The following is a 16735-nucleotide window of genomic DNA, read 5'->3' as shown; positions in this document are numbered from 1 at the left end:
ATTTTTTGACGCAGAGAGCACAATCCCGGGAGCTATCGGGGTTCGCAGAGTTCACTAATATTTAAGTTGTCTTTACACGATCTAAGTCCACAAAGCTTTGTGAACTTTGTGTTTTTTATTAAACGTAGAATATTTAAAAAAGACTTTGTGTTCTCCGTGGTAATTTTTTTTCTCTCTACAGCTTTTCGTATTGATCCATTTTGCTTCCTTTACCGTTTTTGGAATTTGGAATTTTATTTTTTTTTGAATTTTTAATATTAGCTTATCTTTTTTAATAATACCGCAGAATTCAAAGCTTCTGATTATCTTTGCCGACTTAAAAACAATAGAATTGAACTTAGCACAGTATACAAAGGAGTTTTCGTATAATTTTAAGTTGGCTTATCCCGTAATTTTAGGAATGGTGGGCCATACTTTAATAGGTATTGTCGATAATATAATGGTAGGGAAGTTGGGAAGTACTGAACTTGCCGCAGTTTCGCTTGGAAACAGTATGGTTTTTATTGCCATGTCTTTAGGGATAGGTTTCTCGACAGCCATTACGCCAATTGTAGCAGAAGGTGATGCGGAGAAGAATGATACTAAAGTTCGTTCTGCTTTTCATCATGGCTTGTTTTTATGTACTATTTTAGGATTAATGCTTTTTGGTGTAATTGTTCTGGCAAAGCCAATAATGGAATTACTACATCAACCCGCTGATGTTATTAAACTTGCAAAACCTTATTTGGACTGGGTTGCTTTTTCATTAATTCCGCTAATTATATATCAGGGATACAAACAATTTGCTGATGGAATGTCGATGACAAAATATTCGATGTACGCTATGATCATGGCAAATGTGCTACACGTAGGTATAAATTATGTTTTGATTTATGGTATTTGGATTTTTCCTAAAATGGGAATTATTGGTGCAGCTCTAGGAACGGTTATATCAAGAATATTTTTGGTCATGTTTATGCACATTATGCTGTCGCGAAGAAATGATTTAAAACGCTTTTTTCAAGATTTTAGTTTTCAGGAAATTAAAAAAGAAACCATAAAAAAAATAATAAGCATTGGTTTTCCATCAGCCATGCAAATGCTTTTTGAAGTGGTGTTGTTTACAGCGTCGATCTGGCTTTGCGGAAATATTGGTAAAACCAGTCAGGCAGCCAATCAAATTGCATTGAGCCTTGCATCGATGACTTTTATGTTTGCAATGGGATTAAGTGTAACGTCAATGATTAGAGTTAGTAACCAGAGAGGTTTGCAGGATTTTAAAAAATTAGTGGTTGTGGCCCGTTCTATTTTCTTGTTAGCCATTATACTTGAAACCCTTTTTGCTATACTCTTTGTTGCGTTTCATAATTACTTACCGTATCTCTTTTTGAATATGGAAAATGGAGGACAATTACTGGATAATAATGAAGTAATAAGTATTGCATCGAAATTACTTTTGATAGCGGCTATTTTTCAAATTTCTGATGGAATACAAGTGGTGGTTCTTGGAGCACTTCGCGGTTTGCAGGATGTAAAAGTACCAATGTATATTACCTTTGTGGCCTATTGGGTAATTGGTTTCCCGATTTCGTATTATTTGGCAGAATATACGCCATGGAAAGCAGAAGGAGTTTGGATTGGACTTTTGGCAGGATTAACTTCAGCGGCGATATTCTTATACATTCGTTTCCATTACTTAACAAAAAAATTAATCAATAATTCAGTTTCAAATAGTTAAATTTGAAGCATATAAAACAAAAATAAAATGGAATTACCTAAATTTTTACTCGGAGACAATACTGATTTTCCAGATGATATTTTTATCATTCATCTTGATTACCCAAGATTTATAATCAATTTAAAAGATGATGAGGTTGAGTTTTTAGAAGAAGCGGAAGATCTTGATGAAGCCGAATTAAATGCAGAAATGGAAGGCTTAATTGAGAAAGCCAATGATTTTTATGACAGAGAAATAAATCGTTACGAAGAGTAATTGATTTTATTTTTAAGCTATTTTTTACGTTCTAAATCTTTCTAATGAAAAAATTAAGTTTTTTAAAACCTATTTTCAATTTTATAGCAATCGGATTGCTAATTACTACTCTTAGCCGACTATTTTTATTTTTTCTTTTTAAAGACAGGGTTGTTGAAACACTAAATTTCTGGTATATTTTTCCAATCGGTCTTCGAATGGATTTGATTTTACTATGTTATTTATCTTTTCTTCCGGCTGTTTTAATTACTTTTTCACCGAATAAATGGTTGAAGTTCACTAATAAATTCCTTGTAATTTATAGTTTCTTATTCCTTTTCTTAATTCTGTTTGTAGAATTAGCTTCTCCGGATTTTGTAAAACAATACGACACGCGTCCGAATAAAATTTTCTTAGATTATCTAATATACCCAAAGGAAGTTGTTGGAATGCTTTTAAAAAGTTACCTAACTTCAATTATTGTTACTTTTTTGATTTTGGGAGCGGTTATCTATTTTGCTTTCAAAAAAGGGAAAAAATATTTCTATACTTCACTAGCTGATTATAAATTCAAATTAATGGTTTTTCCGTTAGTTGCTTTTTTATTGTTTTTTGGAGCGCGTTCAAGTTTGGTTTCAAAACGACCAATTAATGCGAGTAATGCTGTTTTCTCTACCGATCAGCTAACAAATACTTTAGGGTTGAATTCATTTTATACTGTTGCATTTGCAGCATATTCTATCAAAAATGAAGGAAATACTAAGATGTACGGGAAAATGGATGAGGCCGAAGCTATTGCCCGTGTAAAAAAATACATGATTGCCGGTCCAAATGATTTTACAGATGCTGAAATTCCGTTTTTACATGTACAACAACCAGACTCAGCTAATAAGAAGCCTTATAATTTGGTTATCTTTTTACAAGAAAGTTTAGGAGCAGAATATGTTGGAATTTTAGGTGGAAAACCATTGACACCGGAATTTGATAAATTGTCAAAAGAAGGTTTATTATTTACCAATTTGTATTGCACCGGAACTAGAAGTGTACGTGGAATTGAAGCAGTTGTAACCGGATTTTTACCTTCACCTTCAGAAAGCGTTGTAAAGTTAGGAAACTCACAACAAGGATTTTTTACGCTTGCTGATGCCTTGAAACAAAAAGGATACGACACCAGTTTTATTTATGGCGGAATGGCAAACTTTGATAACATGGCTTCGTTTTTCAACGGAAATGGTTTTCAGGATATTGTTGATCAAACAGATTTTGAATCAGATGGAAACAAATATGCTTTCAAAGGAACCTGGGGTTATTCAGATGAAGATTTAGTTACTAAAGCGAATAGTTATTTTAAGGCTAAAGGAGATAAACCATTCTTTTCTTTAATGTTTTCAACTTCAAATCACGAACCTTTCGAATATCCGGCGGGAAGAATTAAACCTTTTGATAAAGTACCAGCTACTGTAAATAATGCCATGAAATATGCCGATTTCTCCATTGGGAAATTCTTCGAAATGGCTAAGAAAGAGGCCTATTTTAAAAACACTATTTTCATAGTTATTGCTGATCATAACACGAGAACATACGGTAAAAATTTAGTACCAATTAATAAATTCCATATTCCTGCTTTAATAATGGGGCCAGGAGTGAAGAAAGGTTCAGTTTACAGCAATTTGGCAAGCCAGATTGATATTCCGCCAACCTTATTAGGTTATTTAGGAATTCCTTTTGAAACGCCAATGGTAGGTAGAAACTTAAATAAGTTAGATGCCAAAACACAAGGAAGATCAATTATGCAGTTTAATGATATTAACGCCTTCAGAGTCGAAAATCAAGTTGTAATCATGCAGCCTAATTTGAAACCATTGCAATTTGAAATCAAAAATGATACGACTTTAATTCCTGTTAAATTAAATGAAGAATTAGCAAAAGATGCTTTGGCGCATGTAATTACAGCAGGAAATTTGTATAAAGAGAATAAGTATAAATTGAGAAGGAAGTGATTTTTTTGTAGTATTTTATTTACTTTTGTGGTGAATAAATTATAACTATGATTGAAATTACTTCAGAAGAAATTAAAAAATATATAACAAGTACAGAGATTGTTCTAGTATCAACCCATCACAAATTAAGCATTCCGGTAATAAAAAGGATTTATAAGAAGATGGTGAATGGTATTAAATTCGATGACATCAAAATATGTGGAAATTTAGTAATCGATGGACATCATCGATATATAAGCTCATTATTAGCTGAAATTGAAATTGGTAAAATTAAAAGTTTAAAATCATCTGCCACAAAAGAATGTAAATGGAATGATATTGAGTTTGATGAAAACGACTGGGATACTATTTCAAAAATTCAATATTTGAATCAAAGAGATGCCGAATATAACCATGTTGATATAGAAACTATTAATGATATTATTTCTGAATAATTATTTGTAAATTTGCAATATGTTGATATTGTTAGATATAGATGGAGTTATGGTTCCTGCTAATTCCTGGAAAAAGCCTGAATTCTTAAACGATGGCTTTCCGGTTTTTAGTTCGAGGGCTACACATGCACTTCAGAAAATTATTTCTGAAACAAGTGCTGATATTTTATTAACTACATCTCACAAATCAAAATATAGCATATCGGAGTGGTTTAAAATTTTTGAATTGCGTGGAATCTTAGTTAATAAAATTGATAGATTATCTGAAAATTTATCGTACTTAAATCGTAAAGAGGAGATTTTGAATTGGTTCAATTCGAAAAATAATCACGAAAATTTTGTAATAATTGACGATGATAAATCTTTAAATGGATTGCCACTTTTTTTGAAAGAGCATCTTATTTTAACAAGTCCGTTAGTAGGTTTAACTGACGAATTAGCTATAGAAACTATTGTTAACCTAAATAAAGAAAAATTAGATATTATATCGAAATAGAAATATATAGTTTTTATCTCTTAAAATACATTTTCAACAAATTTTGAGCAGCTGCAAAAGGTGAAATTTCATCGTTTTGCACTGCTTTTTTGTTTTGCTCTAGTTGCGCAATAATTTCTGGTCGATTGTAGAAGTTTAATTTCAATTGTTCGTTGATGGTTTCCATCATCCAAAAATGATTTTGTTCTTTTCTTTTTTCCTGGAAGAAACCCGTTTCGTTGGTCATTTGAACATAATCACAAATGGTGTTCCAAATATCTGAAATGCCTTCTTTGGTAATGGCGCTACAAGTCGTAACTTTTGGCTGCCAGTTTGATTTTTTGGGAGGAAATAAATGCAAAGCGCGATTGAATTCCAGTTTCGCCTGATTTGCTTTTTTAATATTATCACCATCGGCTTTGTTGATGACAATCGCATCTGCCATTTCCATGATGCCGCGTTTGATGCCCTGAAGTTCATCTCCGGCACCAGAAATTTTTAATAACAAGAAAAAATCCACCATACTGTGAACAGCAGTTTCACTTTGTCCTACGCCAACAGTTTCGATAATGATAGTGTCATAACCAGCGGCTTCGCACAAAATAATCGATTCACGGGTTTTTCTCGCCACACCACCTAAAGTATCTCCGGAAGCACTTGGTCTGATAAAAGCATTTTCATCTTTTACCAATTCTTCCATTCGGGTTTTATCCCCTAAAATACTTCCATGCGAAAGGGAACTACTCGGGTCAACAGCTAATACGGCTACTTTTTTGCCAAGTTGTGTTAGGAAGGTTCCAAAAGCTTCAATAAAAGTGCTTTTTCCAACGCCGGGAACGCCTGTAATTCCAATTCTAATAGATTTATTGGCTTGAGGTAAACATCCATTAATAACTTCGTTTGCTTTATTCGCATGTTCGGGATTGGTACTTTCGACCAAAGTAATGGCACGGCTTAAGGCAGTTCTGTTTCCATCCAGAATTCCGGCAATTAATTCTTCTGAAGAAGGTTGTTTTCGCCTGTTTTTCTGAATTTGACTGATAGCCGATACATTGATAATTTCAGGAGGTGAAATACCGGCTTTTTCTTGTAAACTGCTAGATTGTTTTTTTGGACTTGACAAAATACATTTTTTGGTATTGTAAAAGTACAGAAAACAAAAACAGTTTCAAAAAAGGATTCTTGAAACTGTTTTTAGGTACAATACGAATTTCACGAATTAATTAGTGCTAATTAGTGAAATTCGTGTTTAATAAGCTGCAGTAAATCTTACTTGGTGGTGTTTTGGAGTTTCTGCTTCATCAGCAATTACAACAGCCAGATCTTCTACAGATAAAATACTTCTTTGCTCGTCATTGAATACTGGGTTTTCTAGTCCTAAACGATATTTCCCTGTTCTTCCTGTTGTCGTTCCCGCATGCATTTCGAATGCCGGACTAAAAAAGGCCCAGTCCAGTTCTTTTTCTTCTTTAATGATGTTCAGGTAATCACGTGCAGCAGTTGCAGCAACATAGTATTCTTTTGGGAAATCTGGTGTATCTACAGCTTGGAAACCTGGTGCAACAAACAAACTTCCGCCACCTCCAATTACAATGAAACGTTTTACTCCTGATTTTTTTACGGCTTCCTGAACAGCTTTTGAGCCAGCAATAAAATCGTCATAAATGTTTGGGTTGGTCCATCCCGCATTGTAAGCACTGATGATAAGATCATTTCCTTTTAAGATTTCGGCTAATGCATCTGAATTAAAAATATCAGCGGCTACCCAATTTACATTTGCAGCCTCTTTTGGTGTTCTTGCAATAGCAGTAATTTCATGATTTCTGCCTGCTAATTCATTTAAAATGGCTGAGCCAACAAATCCTGTTGCTCCAATAAGTGCGATTTTCATAATATATAATTTTTATTAGTAATAAAAAATGTTACAGTTTTGTATAAAAAAATAGTTTTAGAACTGATTCGAAAAATCTTCTAAAGAAATTCCCTCTAATTGTAAACTAACTTTCTGATTCATATCCGCGTATAAAGCGGCTAAATTTTGATTGATTTTTTTTCCAACCGGACAATCTGGATTCGGCTGATTCTTGGCGTATCCCAGATTAATGGTTTCAAAAGTCATTTCAAATATTTCTTTCAAAGTAAGATTCGTAGGATCCACAGCTAATTTTGTTCCACCATTTTTACCTTCTTTACTTTCTACAATATGATGTGCTTTTAGATTGGCAATTTCTTTTCGTACCAAAACAGGATTCAGATTAATACTTCCCGCAATATATTCAGATGATAAATAATCATTTGGATATTTGGTGAGCAAAGTAAGAATGTGAATCGTTATGGCAAATTTACCTGAAATCATACTGTAATAAAATATGTTACAAATGTAAAGTGTTTTATTGAACAAAAAAAATATTTTAACGAATAATTAATGTCTCTCAACAATTTAGAAATTCCTATTTTTGTCGGGAACCTACGATATGAACAACTTTATTCAGATATTCTTCTTCTTGTTTTTAGGATTGCTTTTGCAAAAGGTAAAGTGGTTTCCCACTCATATTTACAAAAGCATTAATAAAATTGTCATTTACGTTTGCTTACCGGCTATCACTTTATATCATATTCCCAAAATAAAATGGAACAATGATTTGTTGTTTCCAATAGGAGCGGGCTGGATTAGTTTTTTCCTGGCATTTGTTTTCTTTCATTTTTTAGGTCGACGATTGGGTTGGTCAAATAAACTTATTGGTTGTTTGGTTCTGACAGCTGGCTTGAGTAATTCCTCATTTCTAGGTTATCCTATAGTGGAAGCTTTATTTGGGAAAAAAGGCTTAGAAACTGCTATTTTAGTAGATCAGCCAGGCACTTTTGTTGTGGTTTCCACTTTAGGTGTTTTTGTTGCTGCCTTTTATTCTAAAGGTAGTCCGGATGCCTGGAGCATTCTTAAAAAAGTAATTATCTTTCCGCCTTTTATTACGTTTGTGGTGGCGTGTTCTTTGAATATTTTTAGTTATGATTTAGATCTAAATCTTCAATCTGTATTATTGAAAGTAGGAAGTCTTGTTACGCCATTGGCTCTGTTTTCTGTTGGGTTGCAATTAAATTTTGATAGAAGAAGTCAGCATTGGCGATTTTTACGATTGGGACTTTTTTTCAGACTTATTATAACACCATTCATTATTATGGTCTTGTATGTTTTCATTTTCAATCAGCATTCTGAAGCGATTAAAATTACCATAATAGAAATCGCAATGGCACCAATGATTACAGGTGCGATATTAGCTTCTACTTATGGTTTAAAACCAAAGTTAAGCAGTATGATGATTGGTTTCGGAATTCCCATCTCTTTTATAACTCTTGCCATCTGGTACTTTATTGTTACCAGCAATATTATATGAACGACAGATATAAATTTCACGAATTTTACAAAGGAAAAGAAAACGAATTGGAATACAAAATCGTTCAATTACCTATATATAAAAATATAAATTCAGAAAATATTTTCATAACAGGTTTATCGCCTGCTGCAATTAAAAGAGGATCCGAAAAAGAAAAAAAAATACTCAATGATTGGGACGAAATATTTGAAACTCTTGACAATGTCAAAAGGTTGAAAATAAATATTTATAATCAAGAAATTTTAAATTCTGTATGCAAAATTCCTAACTTAAGTGAACTCATAATCGAAAATTCGAATTTTGAAGATATTTCAGCATTGAAAAAATTGGAAAAATTAACTAGATTAGAAATTAATTATAACTCAAAATTAACTGACATCGATTCTATTTCAAATCTCAAATTAAAACAATTGAAATTGGAACAATGCTTTAATATAAACAATTATGAAACCATTGGAAAAATAAAAACCTTAAAAGGGCTTTCTTTAAATGGAAATTGGACTGCGCCAAAAAATCTAAAAATTAATTCTTTAATTCCTTTTGAAGAGTTAAATAATTTAGAGCATTTAGATTTAGATTATTCTGTTGTAATGGACAAATCGTTTGAAAGTATTTTAAAAATGACCAAACTAAAACGTTTTGATTATTTAGCAACAATAAAAAAAGATATTAGATTGAAAATTAAAAATAATCATCAAAGTTTAGTTGCAGGATTTTTTATGGATTATGATTACGATAATAATGAATTCTATGAAGGTAAGCGATGGTAAAAATACTTCTGGTAACTGATACTACCGGATTTTGGAAATTGGTTCAATATATAAATGGTTTTATATTTGGAAGATTTGACAAATCAGAATAATGTGCTTAATTTAGTCCCAAGCAAGTTGTTGTCCCAAGCAAGTTGTTGTCCCAAGGCATTAATTTTATCTAAGTTGTTTTAAGCTATTTAAGCAGTTTAGAATAAAATTGATAGAAAAAGTAGAGTTTAGTTTTTTTAATTATATTTTTTAGTAATTTTAGAGGAACTAAAAAAATATAATTATGTCAACATTAAGATTAGGCGATATAGCTCCGGATTTTCATGCAGAAACCACAGAAGGACCAATCAATTTTCATGAATGGTTAGGAGATTCATGGGGAGTTTTATTTTCGCATCCATCAGATTTCACTCCTGTTTGTACAACAGAATTAGGAACAGTAGCCAATTATCTTCCGGAATTTACAAAAAGAAATACAAAGGTTATCGCTTTGAGTGTTGATGGTTTAGAGTCGCACAAAGAGTGGATCAAAGACATTAACGAAACTCAAAATACAACAGTAAATTTCCCGATAATTGCTGATGAAGATAAAAAGATAGCCACTTTATATGATATGCTGCATCCAAATGCAAGCGATAAATTTACAGTACGTTCTGTTTTTGTAATTGGTGCTGATAAAAAAATCAAACTAACTTTAACATACCCAGCTTCAACAGGAAGAAATTTTGACGAATTGCTTCGTGTTATCGATAGTTTGCAATTAACAGCAAATTACAGCGTAGCAACTCCGGCAAACTGGAAAGACGGTGAAGATGTAGTAATTACTCCGGCAGTTCCTGACAGCGATATTCCGGCTAAATTCCCAAAAGGGCACACGCCAATAAAACCATATTTGCGTATGACACCGCAACCGAACAAATAAGATTAAGTAGCTAAGATTCTGAGATACTAAGTTTCTAAGGTTTACTAAAAATAAATTCTTAGTGTCTTAGAAACTTAGCATCTTAGCAACTTTTCCTAAGTTCTCTTCATCAACTCACTCATTCTTTTTTTATCTCCAACAACCCAGATAATATCATTTTTTCCTAAGATGATATTCGATTCAGGGTTTAAGATTCGATTTCCGTTTCTTTCAATTCCAACAACCATCCCACCAGTTTTTCCTCTAAACTGACCAATGCTTTTATCGATAAATTCTTCTTGCGAAACCTCCAGCTGGCGTAAGACAATTTGAGATTCTTCAATAGTATCCGGTGCTTCGACTTCGTTTTGATTTAAATATTTAGTAAACTCGGTAACCTGAGCATCTGTACCAATTACACATACTTCATCGCCAGGAAACAAACGCTCATTTTTAGTGGGAATAGAGATCATGACATCACCTCGTTTTATGTAGGCAATATTAATTCCCATTTGTTCTCGAATGCGTAATTCTTCTAAAGTTTTTCCAGCCAAATTTGATTCTTTTCCAATGTCAAAAAACGACATGTGACCATCCCAAGGCATCAAGTTCGCATAACGTCTGTCTATTTTTTTGTTTTCGCGATCGTTTAAATTCTTTAAAAAGTGACTTTCAATTTTATGATATTGTTCGTTCAGTTTTTTAGGAAAAAGCTGGTACGCGGCAATAGCAATGACCAAGGCAACAAAAGCGACCAATGGTGAGAAGAAAATATTCAGTAAGAAACCAATAAAAAACAATCCTAATCCCATCCTAATCAAAATCATCATCAATAAGGCACCACGATATTTACGTTCTTCCCAAAGTAATTCTACTTCATCATCCGCAATGCGTCGTAATGAAAGTGCCCATAAAAAAGGAGCGATAACAACCAATGTTATAAGTGCTGCCAATGTATTTCCAAATCGCGTATCAGCCACTAAAGGCGCAACAAATTTGGCTGATAATAAAATGACGGCTGTAATAATAACGGTATGGAGAATAATCTGAATGATATAAGCATTCAGTACTTTTTGCCAGATGCTCACAGATTTTATTGCTTGCGCGTTGACACTATAACGGTTAATGTTTTTGACCCATTTTCGTGGTAATTTATGTTCCAGAAAGTTTGAAAAAGGAACCGCATATTTCACCATAAAGGGCGTAGTAAAGGTTGTTATAGCAGAAACGGCTACTACAACAGGATATAAAAAGGAACTAGTAACATTTAAAGTCATTCCTAACGTAGCAATGATAAATGAGAATTCCCCAATTTGCGACAAACTCATTCCAGTTTGTACAGATTGTTTTAGAGGCTGTCCGGCAAGTAGAGCTCCAATTGTTGAACTTACAGATTGACCAATAATTGTAACAAGTGTTAAAATAGCAACCGGAAGTGCATGTGTATAAAGCATTTTTGGGTCAATTAACATTCCCACAGAAACAAAGAAAATCGCCCCAAATAAATCTTTTACAGGTTTTATTAAATGTTCAATATGTTCTGCCTGTGTAGTTTCTGCGATAATAGATCCCATTATAAAAGCGCCTAAAGCAGGTGAAAACCCAACATTGGCAGCAAAACTAACCATCATTAAACATAAGGCTAATGAAACAATTAATAACATTTCATCTGTTAGCAAATGCTTTGTTTTTTTAAGAAGGGTAGGGATAAAAAAGATTCCGCCTAAGAACCAAACAGTCAAAAAGAAAATCAGTTTTAAAACAGACATCATCAATTCGCTTCCAGAAAATTGCTGACTTACCGCAATAGTCGAAAGTAAAACCATCATTAAAATCGCCACAATATCCTGAACAATAAGGGATCCGATAACAATTCCGGCAAACTTTTGTGCCTTAACGCCTAGTTCATCAAAGGTCTTCAGAATAATTGTAGTGGATGAAATTGATAAAATTACCCCAAGAAAGATACTATCCATAGACGCCCATCCCATCCATTGCCCGACCAGATAACCAATAATGACCATGGTAATAATCTGGGTAATAGCAGTAATAGATGCCGTGCCACCGACTTTCATTAATTTCTTAAAACTAAATTCGAGGCCCAAACTAAACAACAAAATGATCACACCAATTTCAGCCCAAACCTCCACACTTTTCATTTCGGTTATAGACGGAAAAAAATCAAAATGATTTCCTGCAAGAAAACCAGCAATCAAATACCCTAAAACCAAAGGCTGTTTCATTTTTTTAAAAAGTAATACAGCGATTCCGGCAGTGATCAGGATTAATCCCAAATCACTAATTAAAGGTCTCAAATGGTGTGTAGTTTCTGCAGCAGCGTATAAAGAAATCATAAAGTGGTATTTTTTGTTCAGGAGCTAATCCAGCTTTCCATTTCAAGCTTTTATTCAAAAAACATATTTTTAAAGTAGTTACAGGAGCTTCCGAAGTTTATCCCGATACTTCGGGAGTCGCTCTGTATCTACAAAAAAATATAGTTTTTTTCACAAAAGGCTTTTCATTCTAATCTGGGCTAGTTCCCAATCGGGTTTATAGGGAATAAAAAAAGCTATCGTTAAAGATAGCTTTTTTTGAGAAAATATTTTAGGTTTTCTTTAAATTCCTTAGTATTTGTTGGGATTTAAATCAATTTTCATTACTCTGTTTTTGCAATTCCTATTTGCGTGTCTTTATAATATAAATCAAAAGTTGAAACATTCAATTCTTTAGGAACAATGAAAAACAATTCAGCTTTAAAATTTTTATAGGCAGTTCTTCCAAAAAAAACAATACTTGAATCTGGATTTTTTGTTGTTCCAAATTCAACGGGTATCTCAACATTAAGATATCCTTCTAAGTTGAATTTATCAAATTGATCTATCTCACTTGGATTATATTGAGGAAGATTTGATCCGTAATTTTTATCTTTAGACTTTGTTTTCCTAAAATAATTTCTTTCAGGATTTCCAACAACTGCTGCATATCCTAAATAATCTCCAAGGCGATATCTTAATTTGTTTTCATTATCAACTAATGAAAAAGCGCTGATTTTGGCGTGATTTAAATTCAATGATTTCACACGGCACTTGACCATAATATACTTATACTTCGCCTGGTCAAATTTTATCCCTCTTAAAAGTAGTGTCGAAAAAGATGATGGTTCTTTTGTTTTTAGAATTTCTATTTCAATTTCATCGACGACTTTCTCTTGTGAATATGCTGTTAAATTTAAAAATAAAAATAAAACAATAATATGTCTAAATTTCATTTAGGAAAGATTAAATACCTGTGAAATTTGCAGGTGTTATCTGCATTAATTCTGCTTTAATAGCATCAGAGACTTCTAAAGTTGCAATAAAATTATGAATCGCTTTTTTGTCAATTGCTTCATTTGTTCTTGTCAAACCTTTCAAAGCTTCATACGGATTTGGATACGCTTCACGACGTAAAATCGTCTGAATAGCCTCAGCAACAACTGCCCAGTTTTTCTCTAAATCTTCAGCGAATTTACCTTCGTTCAATAACAATTTGTTTAAACCTTTCAATGTAGCCTCAAAAGCGATAATAGTATGTCCGATTGGAACTCCAATATTACGTAAAACAGTACTGTCAGTTAAATCACGCTGTAATCTTGAAACGGGTAATTTAGCTGCTAAATGCTCAAAAATAGCATTGGCAATTCCTAAGTTTCCTTCGGAGTTTTCAAAATCAATTGGGTTAACTTTATGTGGCATTGCAGATGATCCAATTTCGCCTGCTTTGATTTTTTGTTTAAAATATTCCATTGATACATACGTCCAGATATCACGGTCTAAATCGATGATGATATTGTTGATCCTTTTTAAAGCATCAAAAAATGCCGCAAAATGATCGTAGTGTTCAATTTGAGTTGTTGGAAAAGAGTGGTGTAAACCAAGATCTGTTTCTACAAATTTATTTCCGAATTGTTTCCAGTCGATTTGTGGGTAAGCTACGTGATGTGCATTGTAGTTTCCTGTTGCACCACCAAATTTAGCTGCAAACGGAATGTTGAATAACAAACGCATTTGCTCTTCTAAACGCTCTACAAAAACCAAAATTTCTTTACCTAAACGAGTAGGAGAAGCCGGTTGTCCGTGTGTGCGCGCCAACATTGGAATATCCTTCCATTCTACGCTTAATTCTTTTAATTTAGAAATTAAAGAAATTAATGATGGCATATATACCTGCTCAAAAGCTTCTTTTGTAGAAAGCGGAATCGCAGTGTTGTTAATATCCTGGGATGTTAATCCGAAGTGAATGAACTCTTTATATTGAGATAAACCTAATTTTTCAAAAGCATCTTTGATAAAGTATTCCACCGCTTTTACGTCGTGGTTGGTTACTTTCTCCGTTTCTTTAATCCAAAGTGCATCTTCAGTTGAGAATTTTTTATAGATATCTCTTAAACTGTCAAATAAATTTGGGTTTACACCTGAAAGTTGAGGCAATGGCACTTCGCATAAAGCAATAAAGTACTCGATTTCAACTAATACACGGTATTTGATTAAAGCTTCTTCAGAGAAAAAAGGTGCTAATGAAAGGGTTTTGCTTCTATATCTTCCATCAATTGGCGATATAGCATTCAATTCGTTTAAAGTAGTCATTGTTATGTTGTTTGTTCGAAAGGTGCAAATATAAGTCATTGTTAAAACTTCTGAAAGTTACAAGAGATATATTATGCCTTAATAGTATGATTTAGAAAATAGTTTTAAAGATTTTGTCCCAAATGGTAAAATAAAAACCATAATTATGAGACTGATGTTTATGATGATCAGAATGAAATTTAGTCGTTGAGATCCATCTTGTTGCAAAATTTTTATACCAAAAATCGGGAAAAATATCAGTTTTTAAATGCCCAAATATTCCATATAAAAGATTTAAAATTAGATAAACAATAATGCTAAGATAATTGAAGTTCAAAACTGTAATCGAAAACAGCCAGATAATTCCAAATCCTAAAGTTTCTACGGGGTGTAATACATATAGGCTGTATACACTCGTTTCGACATGTGTGTGATGAAGTTTGTGAATAAGAGAAAACCATTTTAAGTAATGCGCTAGAAAATGGAAGCAAAACATGAAAAAATCCATTACAATAATCAATAATAAAGTATCCGTCATAATTGAAAATAATGAGGGAGAAAAATCTATTTTGATAACACCAAAACGATATAATTCAAAACCCAATAGCGTTATAAATGTATTGCAGATCAAAGTTGCAAGTATCCATTTACGATCTGTTTTGTTCAGTTTCGTATTATCATATTCAATTAATTTGGCTAAAAGAACAGACAGAATTATCAAAACTAAATTTTCTATCAAAAAGAAAACAAATAAACTCAGTAAATTAAATTGAGATAAGAGCTGTAACCAGCTTTGAAATATCATATTGTTTTCGCCATTTCAAATAATTTTTCTCTCATAATTGCAACGCCTTCAGATGCAGGCTTCGCAATAATTTCAACTTTATTTTGGATATTCGGAATCGCAATTGGCTTTGGATCAATATAGAAAACCGGAGTAATGCTGTAAGTATACGAAATCAGTCCGGCCGCAGGATATACTTGTAATGACGTTCCAATTACCGCAAAATAATCTGCAGTTTCCGTAATTTCAATCGCTTCTTCCAACGTGGGAACATCTTCGCCAAACCAAACAATATGCGGACGTAATTGATGTCCGTTTTCATCAAAATCTCCGGTGTATAAATCTTCGGTCCAATCGAGAATATGATTTCTGTTTTGAACGCTTCGTACTTTTAATAATTCTCCATGTAAATGCAAAACCTTTGTGCTTCCGGCGCGTTCGTGCAAATCATCCACATTTTGTGTAATAATATGAACATCAAAATCTTGTTCTAATTCGGCTAAAATTTTGTGACCTAAATTTGGTTCTACTTCTTTAAGCTGCTGACGTCTTTTGTTGTAAAAATCCAAAACCAATTCCTGGTTTTTGCGCCAGCCTTCTGGAGTTGCCACTTCCATCACATCATGGCCTTCCCATAAACCATCGCTGTCACGAAACGTTTTAATACCACTTTCAGCACTGATTCCGGCTCCGGTTAAAACAACTAACTTCTTTTTCATCTTGTTTAATTAAAAGATAAAAATAACAATTTACGTATCTAATTCTTTGAAAAAAGGGAATTTATAGCACAATTTCTTTTAGTATTTGAAAGACCAATAAAAGCGTATTTCTACTTATTGTACCAGTATTATAAATTATTTAGCTTTAAAGGGAATAAAACAAAGCCAATTTTCGATGATTTTAATTCAGTTTACAGGATTGTCAGGTTCAGGTAAAACGACATTAGCAGAAAATGTTCGGCATTTGTTAATTGAAAAAGGTTACAAGGTTGAAATAATTGATGGTGATGTTTACAGAAAGACAATTTGTAATGATTTAGGCTTTTCTAAAGAGGACAGATGCGAAAATGTCAGACGCCTTTTCAATTTAGGACGAAATTTTATAAGTGAAGATACAATCGTCCTGATGTCTGTAATAAATCCTTATGAAAATCTCAGAAATGAATTGCGATCGCATGAATTTGTCAGAACAGTATTTCTCGATTGTTCTATAAATAATTTGATAAAGAGAGATCCCAAAGGATTGTATAAAAAGGCATTATTGCCAGATCACGATCGTAACAAAATAAAAAATTTTACGGGAATAAGTGATGTATATGAGGTTCCCTCAAGAGTAGATTTGGTATTAAAAACAGATTTTGAAACAGTTCCCTTTTCAACTCATAAGTTATACGATTTTATTATAACCAATTTAGCTTAATTTATAATCTAAAG

The 16735-nt window shown here is 32.8% G+C and carries 17 protein-coding genes; 9 read left to right on the top strand and 8 right to left on the bottom strand.

The window, feature by feature from the left end; genetic code table 11:
• Positions 1–331 precede the first annotated feature (331 nt).
• The 5 genes from AC3ITQ_RS22425 to AC3ITQ_RS22405 all read left to right on the top strand — a co-directional run bounded on the left by AC3ITQ_RS22425 (position 332) and on the right by AC3ITQ_RS22405 (position 4881).
• Positions 332–1717, top strand: a complete 1386-nt coding sequence (locus AC3ITQ_RS22425) for an MATE family efflux transporter (RefSeq protein ID WP_489236276.1) — start codon at positions 332–334, stop codon at positions 1715–1717.
• 27 nt (positions 1718–1744) lie between these two features.
• Positions 1745–1972, top strand: coding sequence for a DUF8828 family protein (locus AC3ITQ_RS22420; protein ID WP_026984926.1), 228 nt, complete (start codon positions 1745–1747; stop codon positions 1970–1972).
• Between the two features lie 44 nt (positions 1973–2016).
• The gene (locus AC3ITQ_RS22415) at positions 2017–3951 is read left to right on the top strand and encodes an LTA synthase family protein (protein WP_489236275.1); all 1935 of its coding nucleotides are present in this window, start codon (positions 2017–2019) and stop codon (positions 3949–3951) included.
• Between the two features lie 161 nt (positions 3952–4112).
• Positions 4113–4385 carry a hypothetical protein gene (locus tag AC3ITQ_RS22410; protein ID WP_489236274.1) on the top strand — a complete coding sequence of 91 codons (273 nt, stop codon included), beginning with the start codon at positions 4113–4115 and terminating at the stop codon, positions 4383–4385.
• Positions 4386–4404: 19 nt separating this feature from the next.
• A complete protein-coding gene (locus AC3ITQ_RS22405) occupies positions 4405–4881 on the top strand; it encodes an HAD domain-containing protein (RefSeq protein WP_489236273.1) in 477 nt (158 codons plus the stop codon).
• 13 nt (positions 4882–4894) lie between these two features.
• Here the strand turns inward: AC3ITQ_RS22405 and meaB are convergent, their stop codons facing one another.
• From meaB to AC3ITQ_RS22390, 3 genes are all read right to left on the bottom strand, one after another.
• Positions 4895–5983 carry a methylmalonyl Co-A mutase-associated GTPase MeaB gene (gene meaB / locus AC3ITQ_RS22400; RefSeq protein ID WP_489236272.1) on the bottom strand — a complete coding sequence of 363 codons (1089 nt, stop codon included), beginning with the start codon at positions 5981–5983 and terminating at the stop codon, positions 4895–4897.
• Between the two features lie 126 nt (positions 5984–6109).
• Complete coding sequence (locus AC3ITQ_RS22395; RefSeq protein ID WP_489236271.1) at positions 6110–6751, bottom strand: NAD(P)-dependent oxidoreductase; 642 nt, start codon at positions 6749–6751, stop codon at positions 6110–6112.
• A 57-nt stretch (positions 6752–6808) separates the two neighbouring features.
• The gene (locus tag AC3ITQ_RS22390) at positions 6809–7216 is read right to left on the bottom strand and encodes an RrF2 family transcriptional regulator (RefSeq protein ID WP_072973170.1); all 408 of its coding nucleotides are present in this window, start codon (positions 7214–7216) and stop codon (positions 6809–6811) included.
• 100 nt (positions 7217–7316) lie between these two features.
• On the opposite strand from AC3ITQ_RS22390, the gene AC3ITQ_RS22385 reads away from it, so the two are divergent.
• The 3 genes from AC3ITQ_RS22385 (at position 7317) to AC3ITQ_RS22375 (ending at position 9935) form a co-directional block, all read left to right on the top strand.
• Entirely contained in the window at positions 7317–8252 is a 936-nt protein-coding gene (locus tag AC3ITQ_RS22385) for an AEC family transporter (protein ID WP_489236270.1), read from the top strand.
• Positions 8249–9022 carry a leucine-rich repeat domain-containing protein gene (locus AC3ITQ_RS22380; protein WP_489236269.1) on the top strand — a complete coding sequence of 258 codons (774 nt, stop codon included), beginning with the start codon at positions 8249–8251 and terminating at the stop codon, positions 9020–9022. Before AC3ITQ_RS22385 ends, AC3ITQ_RS22380 begins: the two co-directional genes overlap by 4 nt.
• 274 nt (positions 9023–9296) lie before the next feature.
• Entirely contained in the window at positions 9297–9935 is a 639-nt protein-coding gene (locus AC3ITQ_RS22375) for a peroxiredoxin (RefSeq protein ID WP_026984920.1), read from the top strand.
• Between the two features lie 95 nt (positions 9936–10030).
• Here AC3ITQ_RS22375 and AC3ITQ_RS22370 read toward each other — a convergent pair whose 3' ends face one another.
• The 5 genes from AC3ITQ_RS22370 to AC3ITQ_RS22350 form a co-directional block, all read right to left on the bottom strand.
• Entirely contained in the window at positions 10031–12268 is a 2238-nt protein-coding gene (locus AC3ITQ_RS22370; protein WP_489236268.1) for a cation:proton antiporter, read from the bottom strand.
• 302 nt (positions 12269–12570) lie between these two features.
• Complete coding sequence (locus tag AC3ITQ_RS22365; protein WP_489236267.1) at positions 12571–13182, bottom strand: hypothetical protein; 612 nt, start codon at positions 13180–13182, stop codon at positions 12571–12573.
• A gap of 10 nt (positions 13183–13192) precedes the next feature.
• Complete coding sequence (purB, locus tag AC3ITQ_RS22360) at positions 13193–14539, bottom strand: adenylosuccinate lyase (RefSeq protein WP_489236266.1); 1347 nt, start codon at positions 14537–14539, stop codon at positions 13193–13195.
• Positions 14540–14630: 91 nt separating this feature from the next.
• Positions 14631–15257 carry a sterol desaturase family protein gene (locus AC3ITQ_RS22355; RefSeq protein ID WP_489236265.1) on the bottom strand — a complete coding sequence of 209 codons (627 nt, stop codon included), beginning with the start codon at positions 15255–15257 and terminating at the stop codon, positions 14631–14633.
• 62 nt (positions 15258–15319) lie between these two features.
• Entirely contained in the window at positions 15320–16021 is a 702-nt protein-coding gene (locus tag AC3ITQ_RS22350) for an SIR2 family NAD-dependent protein deacylase (RefSeq protein ID WP_489236264.1), read from the bottom strand.
• Between the two features lie 175 nt (positions 16022–16196).
• On the opposite strand from AC3ITQ_RS22350, the gene cysC reads away from it, so the two are divergent.
• Positions 16197–16721: an adenylyl-sulfate kinase gene (gene cysC / locus AC3ITQ_RS22345; protein WP_489236263.1), complete on the top strand. Its 525-nt coding sequence runs from the start codon at positions 16197–16199 to the stop codon at positions 16719–16721.
• Positions 16722–16735: the final 14 nt, after the last annotated feature.

The organism is Flavobacterium sp. KH_001 (assembly GCF_057840745.1).
Note: the sequence above shows the minus strand (reverse complement) of the source record. Positions and strands in the feature narration are given on the sequence as shown.